We start from the raw sequence: 11,686 nt of genomic DNA, 5'->3' as shown, positions 1-11,686 counted from the left end.
GTGACGAGGTTGTGTATCGTACTCAACGTGTGAAGTTGAGATTGTGATACCACGCTCGCGCTCTTCTGGAGCGTTATCGATTGCTGCGAAGTCTTTAGCTACACCACCGTATACTTTTGCAAGTACGTTAGTGATTGCTGCAGTTAGGGTAGTTTTACCGTGGTCAACGTGGCCGATTGTACCAACGTTTACGTGCGGTTTTACGCGTTCAAACTTTTCTTTTGCCATGACGGAACCTATCAGTTTTGTGTATCTAGATTACATATGAAAATAATCCACCAGCAGGTAGATTAAATTAAATTTTTCAAATTTCAAATAGTATTTTCTGACAGATAAAGGAAGTAATCAAGAAGATTCGTGTGACTGGTGCTGATAGGCAGATTTGAACTGCCGACCTCACCCTTACCAAGGGTGCGCTCTACCAACTGAGCTATATCAGCAACACCAGAAACTGGAGCGGGCAGCGGGAATCGAACCCGCATCATCAGCTTGGAAGGCTGAGGTAATAGCCATTATACGATGCCCGCGTTAGGAACCTGTTCTTAAACTACCTCTAACCGTCAAGAATAAAGTGGTGGAGGGAGCTGGATTCGAACCAGCGAAGGCTGAGCCGTCAGATTTACAGTCTGATCCCTTTGGCCGCTCGGGAACCCCTCCACGATAATTCTTTACTAAGCACTTCCGGTAAAAGGAAAGTGGTGCCGACTAACCGAGTCGAACGGTTGACCTACTGATTACAAGTCAGTTGCTCTACCAGCTGAGCTAAGTCGGCACTGCTTTAGTACGGGGCGAGATATTAGAGTAAGGCGTATTGGGATGCAACAATAAATTTGAAAAAAGTGTAACTTTTTAACTCAAATGCTCACAAATCATGCAAACAAGCGCTATTTTGTTACTTTTCACACAATTCTCGCCAATAGTTCAAGCCGTGCATTACTAATTGAGGCGCAAAAACAGCAGTTGGAAATTGCGCTTGCAGTAACTTTCCATAGCCACCAGCAAATATTAAGTGTGGATTTTTATTGCTCAGGTGCAGCTTTGCTTGCTCAACCGCTCCAATTGTTGCCACGAGTGCGCCATTTTTGAGTCCGTTTGGGGTGTTGATACCAAGCTCATTACTAAATTGTGTTGCCTCATCATCAAACACGCGCTGAGTATTTTGTGTTAACGATCGGGTCATCAAATCAATTCCGGGTATTATCCACCCGCCTCGATGTTGTCCGCCTGCATCTAACACATCAATAGTGGTTGCTGTGCCCGTATCAACAATAACGCAGTCTTGTTTTGGCCATAACATATAAGCTGCAATAATCGCTAACCAGCGATCAATGCCTAAGTTTTGATAATGTTCATAGGCACAATGTAAGTTTTTGAGCTGCTTACTAACCACGGCTTCATAACAAGGAATATTTAACGTTGCCGCCTGCGCTAATAGCGTACCTAACTGCTCACTTTTACCGACACAGGCATACACCACTTCTGTGACTTGCTGCCATGGTAATGCGCTCAAATCGCACGGTGATATGTTATCCCCATCATAGTGCGCGGCTTTTAATGCGGTATTACCTACATCTATCAACAACCTCATTGTTGTACCTTACGCAAAGATATTTCACCGCCATAGTAACTTTTTGCTTCGCCGTCTTGGCGTATACGTATTCCACCTTGCATATCTATTCCTTCACAAATACCACGCCAACTTCTGTGCCCCGTGTTTAGCTCAACACATTGCCCGGCAAACGCATCAAGGGTATTCCATTGCTGGTACATGTTTTGTAAGCCGGTTTCACTGTATTGCGCTAGGCGCTGCTCAAGGTGGTAAGTAAGATGTGCAACAAGTTTATTCTTATCTAACTGCGAGGTGTGTTGGCTTAAATCCGTCCAAGCTTGATCTATTTGCTGGCTTACGCTTTGTGGCATTTGTAAATTTATGCCTATCCCAATAACGAGCTGACATGGCCCTTGAGGTTGACCATCAAGCTCAACCAGCACACCTGCCAGCTTTTCTTTATTAAGATAAATGTCATTTGGCCATTTTAGCTCTATATCTAATTGGTAAAGTGCTTTCAAGGTATCGTAAACGGCAAGCCCTACCGCAATTGACATACCCATTGCCGCTTGAAGGCCGTCATCTAAACGCCAGTAATAACTATAATAAAGGTTTGCACCAAATGGCGACTGCCACACACGGCCTCTACGACCACGACCAGCTTGCTGCATTTCGGCTACAATCACAGTACCAGATTCTAACGGTTGTTTTGCTGCAACACGGCGCATTAACTCACTGTTGGTCGAGTCGATAATAGGTTGCACTTCTATTTGTGCGGTGTCAGCACCTAGGGCTTGGTAATAATGTTGAATCTTACTTTGCTCTAGTAAACCAACTGCATTATTCAAGCTATACCCTTTGCCATTTACTTTAAAAATATCGAGACCCATCTCTTGTAAGCTTTGTATATGTTTACTCACAGCAGCACGACTAATACCCAGTTTTTCTCCCAGTAGTTGCCCTGAGATAAAACCACCGTTATTTAACGCATTTAAAATTGCTAACCTATTTCCATCAGGCGCTTTCATGACGTTTCCTCTAAATCAATATGACATTCGCCGTCACTTGCTATCAAGCGTACTTCATGTTGTAAACGTATTTGATAACACTGCCACACTTGCTGCTGAATATGTTGCACCATGGCAATTAAATCAGCCCCGGTACTATTACCATGATTAACTAACACTAGGGCTTGTTGTTGATGCACTTCAATACCCGCTATTCGATACCCTTTTAAACCAGCCTGCTCAATCAACCACCCTGCTGCAACTTTGTGGTGATCGGTGTCATAGAGATAATGTGGTAATTGCGGGTGCGTTTTCAGCAATGCGTGTAACTGGGAGTTAGTTATTATTGGGTTTTTAAAAAAGCTGCCCGCATTTGCCAACTCATAAGGGTTGGGTAATTTACTGTTACGCGTTTTTATCACTTGCTCAAAAATGCCTTTCGCACTGACATCCTCAAGCTGCTGTAATGGCCCATAACTTAATTCTGGCTGCCATTTTTTTGGTAAACAAAACCCGACTTGGGTGATCACCGCTTTATTTTTCAAGCTATGTTTAAAAATAGAATCACGATAGCCAAATTGACACTCTGTATTGTTAATTCTTACAAACTGCTTACTCGCGATATCGAAATATTCAACGTATTCAATATATTTCGCCAGCTCAACACCATAAGCCCCAATATTTTGTACTGGTGCCGCACCCACTGTGCCCGGTATTAATGCTAAATTTTCAAAGCCCGGCATACCATGTTCAAGGGTATAAATAACTAACTGATGCCAGCTTTCTCCTGCAGCAACTTCCAATAAGTAGTCATGCTCTCGTGCGCTCGCAGTGATACCTTTAGTTGCCATTTTAATCACCTGACCTTGGTAGTCAGCTAAAAAAACAGTATTACTCCCCTCGCCCAAAATACAAAAAGGACTCTCAAATGATTGCTGCTGTAATTGCGCGAGCTCAGTAATTTCAGTAAATACTGAGCACTGACTCGGTAATGAAAATGTGTGAAAAGATTGCACAGGGTGAGCCACAAAATGCCTCAAAAGTTAATTGTCACTATTCGTCCTAGTTTACCCCATCATCGTAAAAGGCGCACCCGATTGCAGAAATTGTTCAACCTCGCCTTACAATCATGATATAAAACCTGCACTTTTTATTTGTGTTCAAGGTAATTATGAAAATCACACCTCTTTTTTTAAGCCTCGCAATGGCGGGTATGTGCTCGCAAGCAATGGCCAACGCTGTTGACCAAAACTCATACGCTAATCTTAATGATGTTATTACAACGCATTTAAACCTAGATTTAGATGTCGATTTCGCCGACAAGCAATTAGAAGGTTTTGTAGAGCATACGTTAGAGTGGCAAAATGCTAAAAGCACACGTTTAGTGCTCGATACGCGCGACTTAGATATAGATAAAGTGATGTATCAAACGCAAGCCGGCAGCTGGAAAAAAGCAGATTTCACATTGGCCAAACGTGATGACGTTAAAGGCTCTAAGTTGACGATTAACTTCAAGAGTCAAGCGCAAAAAGTACGCATTTATTACAACAGCCGACCAGAAGCATCAGGCCTACAATGGTTAACGCCAGAGCAAACAGCAAGTAAATCTCACCCATTTATGTACAGCCAATCACAAGCAATTCATGCCCGCAGTTGGTTACCTGTTCAAGACACTCCAGCAATGCGTGTAACATACACTGCCCGTATTCAAACACCTAAAGACATTCGCGCGGTCATGAGCGCCGATAATAAAGACGCATTATATAAAGATGGTGATTACCACTTTACTATGCCACAAGCTATCTCTCCTTACTTAATTGCGATTGGCGCAGGTAACTTAGAGTTCAAAGCTATGTCTAAGCAAACAGGTATTTTTGCTGAGCCGGAAATTCTTGATGCGTCTGTTGCTGAATTTAACGACACTCAAGCAATGATCGACAAAACCAACGAAATGTATGGTGAATATGCATGGGGCCGTTACGACTTACTTATGTTGCCACCTAGCTTCCCATTTGGCGGCATGGAAAACCCGCGTCTTTCATTTATCACACCAACGGTAGTGGCTGGTGATAAGAGTTTAGTTAACCTCATTGCCCATGAACTTGCGCACTCTTGGTCTGGTAACTTAGTGACCAATGCTACATGGGAAGATTTATGGCTTAATGAAGGTTTCACCTCATACGTTGAAAACCGTATTATGGAAGAAGTATTTGGCCGTGACCGCGCAGTCATGGAACAAGCGCTTGATGCAGCAGGACTTCGTGCTCAGCTTAAAACCATTGATGCACCGGATACTCGCCTCAATTTAAAACTAAATGGCCGTGATCCAGATGATGCATTTAGTTCAGTGCCTTACACCAAAGGTCAGCTCTTTTTGATCTACCTTGAAAACCAATACGGTCGTGAAAAGTTTGATGACTTCGTAAAAACCTACTTTAACGAGTTTGCTTTTAAATCGTTAACAACAGCGCAGTTTGTCACTTATATCGAAGCTAACTTAATTAATAAATACCCAGGTATTGTTAGCATGGATAAAGTTAACGAATGGATTTTTCAGCCAGGTTTACCAAGCGATGCGCCTAACCCAACATCAGATGCATTTGATAAAGTAGATGCTGCAACCAAAGCTTGGTTACAGGGCTCTTCAACCGCAGCGCAGCTTCCTACAGCAAACTGGACAGTACATGAGTGGTTGCACTTTTTAAATAATCTACCACGTGACTTAAGCATTGAAAAAATGGCTGAATTAGATAGTGAGTTTAATCTTACTCAATCAACCAATGCTGAGCGAGCATTTGCATGGTACATGCTCGCTGTAGGTAATGGTTATCAACCAATTTACCCTTCTCTTGATAAGCACTTATCAGGGATTGGTCGCCGCAAACTAATTGTGCCTCTTTATAAAGCACTTATTAAAAATGGTAAACGTGAATGGGCACATGATGTATACATCAAAGCACGTCCGGGTTATCACCCGCTAGCACAAGGTACTATTGACGACTTGTTCTCTAAGTAAAAACCAATAAATATTAAAAAGGGCGATTTATTCACCCTTTTTTTATTTTGTTACTTTATTTAAAAAGCGTTTACGCTCTTCAGGACTGGCTTGTTGCCACCAAAAATCCAACATTGCCGAAGCACTCGGTGACTGCGCTGTAGTTGGCGCCGGTTTTGATATAGGTGCACTTACTGGCATGCTCGCTACTGCAGGTTTGTTAGTTGATGCAGTAGGTGCGGCTTGAGCGCGAGGCGCAGTTATTGATGCTTGTAACGGCATACCTAAAGATGAGCCTTTAGCTTTTAAACTGATTTGTGGTGACTCTGCAAACACTTCAGCTGCTACGGCATTATCTGCACGATTAAAAACAATGTCGTAATTTTTGCCCTGATCAATAGTGACTGATACCCAAAACGGTTCAGAGTCTACAACGTGATGCTCGTCATATCCTTGCTCGTACAAATCTGAGTATTTTAGTTTCAGCGAGTAAGTGCCGGGGTTGAGCTCCAGCTCATCAACACGACTAAAAAACGAATGTTCAATGACCTTCTCATCTACCTGTAATGGAATGATTTCCTCCGGAAAGTAAACCGTTTCAGCTGAAGCAGCTGAACTTAACAGTAGCGAAACAATGCCACCAAAAAAGACTGATTTATACATATTAACTCCTTGTGTTTGATTTCAGTTTGACACTGCAAGCAAAGTTTGTCATTAGTGACTTTATAACAAACATTGGAGCAGAGTTAAAATGAGTGATGAAACCATCTTTACAAAAATAATAAACCGAGATATTCCCGCCGACATCATCTATGAAGATGAGCTATCACTGGCTTTTCGAGATATAAATCCACAAGCCCCTTTTCACATTTTGATTATCCCGAAAAAAGCGATTGCGACAATTAACGATATTACCGAAAAAGATGCACCAATCGTTGGTCATTTATATGTTGTTGCAGCAAAAATAGCCAAACAACAAGGCTTTAGCGACGACGGTTTCAGAGTGGTGATGAATTGTAACGAGCATGGCGGGCAAACGGTATATCATATTCACTTACATATGTTAGCAGGCAAATGTATGGGTTGGCCGCCTTATCAAGATAACAAAAAAGAATGAACACAAAAAAAATTCATACTCTTTTAGGGTGAGTTTAGAGCTGCAGGTAAATTTTGATAATAGTTAACTAATTCATTAAGATAGGATGTTTTTATGTTACTTTTTTTTAATAAATAAAAAACATAACATCTTAAAAATATACTTTTCCTGCCCTCATATAGGAAATTTCTAATACGAAAGGGGTGGATTGCGTGATAGGATTAATTAGTTAACTTTATTCAAGAGTATGTAAGTATGAGCAGTTCAGCATTTTTGTTACTAGATCTGGAGCCAATCAATACCATTGGTATTAATGTATTAGAGCCATTATTAAAAACCCAAGGGCTTGATGTTACTACTGGCACAAATATTTTAGATGTGCCTGAAGGTACGCGCTTATTGTTTATTGAAACATCGAGCCAAGATGCGTGGGGTAAATTAAAAGAACAATTAGTAAACCTACGCGTTAAGTGCGATATCGTTTTGTTTAACTTAGATGAAAATCCAGAGCTTGCCAATCGTGCGTTATTAAGTGGTATTCGTGGTGTCTTTTATACAACGGATAATGCTGATGTATTAATGAAAGGCATTCGTCTATTACTTGAAGATCAACTTTGGTATCGTCGAGATATCATGTGTAATGCGCTCAACCGTATGCTGCAGTTTAACAAAGACGCACTTCACAAGTTGACTGAAGGTGATATTGAACCAATAAAACTAACCAAACGTGAAAAATCAATTATTTCATTAATGAGTAATGGTTCTAAAAATAAAGAAATCGCGGAAACACTAAGTATTAGTCCACACACAGTAAAAACACATTTATACAGTGCATTTAGAAAAACAAAGTGCCGTAACCGAATTGAGTTACTGTCATGGGCACAGCAAAATATTCCTGACGAAATTCGTTAAGCTAAATATTATTGACCAAAAAAGGCGCTTAAAGCGCCTTTTTTGCATTTGCTAAGAACACAAATAGACTTTATGCTCAGCTCAAAGCGATAGTATTGGAATTAACATGCTCGATTCAGCCACTTTGTATTATGCCAGCGCAGCCATGATGGCGGTTATGACGCTGCTTAATTACCTTACTTGGCGTACCAGTAAAAATACCCCTGGCACCTTAATTTATATTTTTTATCCAATGATGATGTTTGCCGCCGTGGGTAGCTTTGCATTGCATGGTTACTTAAATAATATAGCCAGCATCAGTATCGCCAATAGCTTGTTTTTTTGCTCTTCAATCATACATGCGTTAGCTATTCGGCAATTTTTCGCTGACAAAAGCGCTGGCTTTAAAGTTTTTAGCGCTATTACAGCTCTTTTCGCCGTTATGATGATTGTGCTAGCTTTCAATGAATCAAGCTTACGCAGCCGTATTCTACTTTCTGATTTACAACATATCCTTGAAGCCATATTTTTACTCTACTTATTCATTAAATACGGTTATAAAAGCTACCCCAATGGCAGTATTGTCTACATATTAATACTCACAATTATCACCTTCGTTTTTACCGGACGCACATTATTGATGGGCGACATAAACACCGCAAAGCTGCTTTCAGGCAACTGGTTTAGTATTACCTTATTTATAAACGGGGTCATAGCGCCGATGTTTTATGCAACAGGGATGGCGCTGTTGTGTAATGAACGAAGAGAACAAAACCTAAATCAATTAACAGAAAAAGCCCAAAAAGACCTCGAGATCAGAGGGTTATTTTTATCCACCATTAGTCACGAAATCCGCACGCCACTCAACGGTATATTAGGCAGTGCACAGTTAATGATGAATCAATCCAGTGACCCTCGCGATAAACCCTACTGCGAAGCCATTATTAACTCAGCAGAATCTCTTAACTTACTCGTAGATAAAGTACTTGATTACGCCAGTCTCGATCAGCATAACGAAGCCTTGTATGAAGAAGATGTGGAGTTTAAAACTTGGCTTCACAATTTATGCTTACTACTGAGCCCCCTTGCAGAACAAAAACGGCTGCACTTTGAGCTGGTTTATAATTTGCCCGAGCAAGCATGCTATTACTGTGATCAACAAAAACTCAGACAAATCATCATCAACCTTATGGGTAACGCGATAAAATTTACCGATAAGGGCGAAGTCAAAATATGCGTTGATTTAGTTAAAGAGCAGCAACTTGAACACACTATACGCATTAGCGTAGTTGACTCAGGTCCTGGTATTGAAGCTGACGAAATTGAATACCTCACAGAACCCTATGTACAAAGTAGTGCAGGCAAAGAAAAAGGCGGTACTGGTCTTGGTTTAGCAATCACCAGCCGATTACTAGATAAATTAGGGTCTCATTTAGATATCACCAGTGAACTTGGTAAAGGCAGTTCATTTAGCTTTGATATTAATTTAACACTCGGTGAACTAAGTTTGGTTGAACAACGCCATCAATCAAAAGAATATTTAACTGGATTAGATATATTATTAGTTGAAGATTTAGACTTAAACCAAAAAATCGCGATTGAATTTATGGCTGATGATGAGCATAAAATCAAACTTGCTCGAGACGGTCAAAGTGCAATTACATTAATGAAGCAACATCACTTTGATGTAGTTCTACTGGACATGAATTTGCCAGATTTAACAGGTCAAGAAGTGCTAAAAACACTTAAAGGGATTGAACACAAAAACCAACGCACCCCCGTGCTGGCGTTTACAGCCAGCTTAAGTCCAGATGAAATAAAAGAATATTTCTCTTTGGGTATAAAAGACATTGTGGGCAAACCGATTAAACAACAAAAGCTGCGCCAAGCATTAAGTGACTCTCAAAATAATCAAACGCCTATCATCGCTGTTGAGCTTAGTGATGTGCTCTATGATGAAACTGCCGCTGAAACATTAACAAGCTCATTTAGTGATGACGAAGTATCATCCATTTACAATGAATTTGTACTTTCAGCGCGAAATAAGCTTGTTCGTGCACAACAGCTACTTGGTGAAAACAAAGAGCAATGTATTAAGCTCCTGCACCGCCAAGCAAGTACAGCATTGCAACTGGGTTTTAATCGATACGGTGCAGAGCTTAAAAAAATAGAACGCCGACTACTAGATAACAAGCCACTTAAAGAACCCTTATCTGATGTTATTGTGCTTTGGCAAGACAGTTTAGAGCAATATTTAAAGCATGTGAGAAGCGAGCTGAGTTAAGCAAAACTCAGCATGTCTGAGCAAACTACTAAGTTATAATGTTTGCACACCATATCAACACACTATGGTAAACCGATTGCTCAACTGTTGATATTTTAGTTTAATGGGTACAAATGAAATACCTAAGGATAGACCCATGCTCATTTTTAAAGTTTTGATTTTGGTAGCTTTACTAAAGCTACTAATTAATACTGAGCGCCCTAAATTATGCGCAGGGATTTACACTGGAATTGTATTATTGATTAACTTAATGTCAGGTGTAGGATTTCTTACAGCTATTGTTGCAACAGCCATTTCTGGTGCATTGGCGTTACTCTACTTTTGGCTACTCAACCATTTTAGAGATACCGCTATTTTCTGGGTAATACTGGTTATAGGGTTGGTTATTGGCCTGGTTTGAGTCGTCAAACCTAACCATCAACTTCTACCGTAAACATCGTCAAAACGTTCAATATCGCTTTCATCCAGTATGCTACCGGTTTGCACCTCTATCAATACAAGTGGCTTATTTTGACTATTCGCTAAACTGTGTATATGACCTGCAGCTATATAACAAGATTGATCCGCCGTTAAAGCGCAGGCTTTACCATCAATACTGACATCAGCAATGCCTGACACTACAACCCAGTGTTCGGCACGATGCTGATGGCGCTGAGTGGAGAGTCTACCGCCACTATTAACAGTAATTTTTTTAACTTTAAAACCACTTTCTTCCACTAGCACACGGTAGTTTCCCCAAGGTCGATAAACAGCCTGATGGTTAAGTAGTTTATCGCTTTGTTTATTCGCTAACTGAGCTAAGAGTTGTGGCAAATGTTCTAATTGCGCTTTATTTGCCACTAACGTAGCGTCATGGGTATGAATAACAGCTAAATTATTTACCCCTAGGGCCGCGACAGTGTGGCCTTCTTCACTGTGAATCAGGTTATTTTCGCAATTAAGCAACACGTCATCATGACTTGCTCGATTACCTAAACTATCTTTATTTGTGTTTTGCCAAAGTGCATTAAAGCCACCAACATCACTCCAATTTAAGGCCAAAGGTAACACCACTACATTATCGCTACGCTCTAATATTGCATAATCAATAGAGTCACTCGGGCATGAGCTAAGTGCTGTTTCATCGGCCCTTGTAAACCCTAAATCTTGGCTAAAATTGGCAGCATCGGCAACGGCGCGGGCTATTTTTGGCGCAAACCTTTCCAGTTCGCGAAGGTAGCTTTTTGGCGTGAACAAAAACATGCCACTATTGAATGAATATTCACCACTTGCCACGTACTGTTGTGCCAGTGCTCGATCTGGTTTTTCTTTAAACTCATCTACTTGGTAGCAATTCGAATTAGCTATTTTTGCGCCTTGTTTAATATACCCATAATCACAATTAGCTGTATCTGGCTTGATTGAAAAAGTAACCAGCTTTCCTTGTTCGGCCATTGCGATTGCATCTGGAAGCTGTTGCACTAAGTGCTCAAAGTTAGCGATATAATGATCCGCAGGAATCACAAAAATAGGTGAGTCTATTCCTTGGGCTAATGCATACTGTGCAGCAAGCCCGATAGCAGGTGCAGTATTTTTACCTTGTTGCTCTAATAAAATAGCTTTAGGGGTTACACCTATGGCTTCGCATTGATGGCTGGCAATAAATCGATGCTGTTCATTGCACACTAATAATGCGGGCTTAAAACCATCGCCCGTCACTCGTTGCAACGTATTTTGTAGTAACGAATGCTCATTCAGCAACGACAGAAATTGCTTTGGCATTGCTTGGCGCGATAAAGGCCATAACCTTGAACCAATGCCACCAGCAAGAATAACAGGAGTAATAAGAGACATTCTAATAGCCACAGCTAAGTTTAATGAGGGT

General features: G+C 40.8%; 11 protein-coding genes and 4 tRNA genes. 5 read left to right on the top strand and 10 right to left on the bottom strand.

Translation table 11 applies throughout. The features are described 5' to 3' along the window. The 8 genes from C7Y70_RS19720 to murB all read right to left on the bottom strand — a co-directional run. Positions 1-228: GTP-binding protein (locus C7Y70_RS19720; protein WP_245321613.1), on the bottom strand; the 228-nt coding region annotated here is incomplete at its 3' end. A 136-nt stretch (positions 229-364) separates the two neighbouring features. Beyond that, a tRNA-Thr gene (locus C7Y70_RS19715) sits at positions 365-440 on the bottom strand. 12 nt (positions 441-452) lie between these two features. Beyond that, positions 453-527 (bottom strand) — tRNA-Gly (locus C7Y70_RS19710). Between the two features lie 45 nt (positions 528-572). Beyond that, a tRNA-Tyr gene (locus tag C7Y70_RS19705) sits at positions 573-657 on the bottom strand. A 39-nt stretch (positions 658-696) separates the two neighbouring features. After that, positions 697-772 (bottom strand) — tRNA-Thr (locus tag C7Y70_RS19700). Positions 773-892: 120 nt separating this feature from the next. Further along, a complete protein-coding gene (locus C7Y70_RS19695) occupies positions 893-1,588 on the bottom strand; it encodes a type III pantothenate kinase (protein ID WP_135476653.1) in 696 nt (231 codons plus the stop codon). Further along, on the bottom strand, positions 1,585-2,577 hold the full coding sequence (gene birA, locus C7Y70_RS19690; protein ID WP_135476651.1) for a bifunctional biotin--[acetyl-CoA-carboxylase] ligase/biotin operon repressor BirA: 993 nt from the start codon (positions 2,575-2,577) through the stop codon (positions 1,585-1,587). Before birA ends, C7Y70_RS19695 begins: the two co-directional genes overlap by 4 nt. Next, positions 2,574-3,584: a UDP-N-acetylmuramate dehydrogenase gene (gene murB / locus C7Y70_RS19685; RefSeq protein WP_099297516.1), complete on the bottom strand. Its 1,011-nt coding sequence runs from the start codon at positions 3,582-3,584 to the stop codon at positions 2,574-2,576. The genes birA and murB overlap by 4 nt, the downstream gene beginning before the upstream one ends. A gap of 143 nt (positions 3,585-3,727) precedes the next feature. Here murB and C7Y70_RS19680 point away from each other — a divergent pair, with 143 nt between their 5' ends. Then, complete coding sequence (locus tag C7Y70_RS19680) at positions 3,728-5,572, top strand: M1 family metallopeptidase (RefSeq protein WP_135476650.1); 1,845 nt, start codon at positions 3,728-3,730, stop codon at positions 5,570-5,572. Between the two features lie 42 nt (positions 5,573-5,614). On the opposite strand, the gene C7Y70_RS19675 is transcribed toward C7Y70_RS19680, so the two are convergent. After that, the gene (locus C7Y70_RS19675) at positions 5,615-6,214 is read right to left on the bottom strand and encodes a DUF2057 domain-containing protein (RefSeq protein WP_135476648.1); all 600 of its coding nucleotides are present in this window, start codon (positions 6,212-6,214) and stop codon (positions 5,615-5,617) included. Between the two features lie 88 nt (positions 6,215-6,302). On the opposite strand from C7Y70_RS19675, the gene C7Y70_RS19670 reads away from it, so the two are divergent. From C7Y70_RS19670 to C7Y70_RS19655, 4 genes are all read left to right on the top strand, one after another. Then, positions 6,303-6,668: a histidine triad nucleotide-binding protein gene (locus C7Y70_RS19670; RefSeq protein WP_099297510.1), complete on the top strand. Its 366-nt coding sequence runs from the start codon at positions 6,303-6,305 to the stop codon at positions 6,666-6,668. Positions 6,669-6,902: 234 nt separating this feature from the next. Next, positions 6,903-7,559, top strand: a complete 657-nt coding sequence (locus C7Y70_RS19665; protein ID WP_058562058.1) for a response regulator transcription factor — start codon at positions 6,903-6,905, stop codon at positions 7,557-7,559. Positions 7,560-7,665: 106 nt separating this feature from the next. Continuing rightward, positions 7,666-9,822: an ATP-binding protein gene (locus C7Y70_RS19660; protein WP_135476646.1), complete on the top strand. Its 2,157-nt coding sequence runs from the start codon at positions 7,666-7,668 to the stop codon at positions 9,820-9,822. A gap of 136 nt (positions 9,823-9,958) precedes the next feature. Next, entirely contained in the window at positions 9,959-10,222 is a 264-nt protein-coding gene (locus C7Y70_RS19655) for a hypothetical protein (protein ID WP_099297506.1), read from the top strand. A gap of 17 nt (positions 10,223-10,239) precedes the next feature. Here the strand turns inward: C7Y70_RS19655 and C7Y70_RS19650 are convergent, their stop codons facing one another. After that, positions 10,240-11,661 (bottom strand): mannose-1-phosphate guanylyltransferase/mannose-6-phosphate isomerase, encoded by a 1,422-nt coding sequence (locus C7Y70_RS19650; protein ID WP_135476657.1) that lies wholly within the window; start codon positions 11,659-11,661, stop codon positions 10,240-10,242. Positions 11,662-11,686: the final 25 nt, after the last annotated feature.

This window comes from Pseudoalteromonas sp. KS88 (assembly GCF_004766475.1).
GTDB lineage: Bacteria > Pseudomonadota > Gammaproteobacteria > Enterobacterales > Alteromonadaceae > Pseudoalteromonas.
Note: the sequence above shows the minus strand (reverse complement) of the source record. Positions and strands in the feature narration are given on the sequence as shown.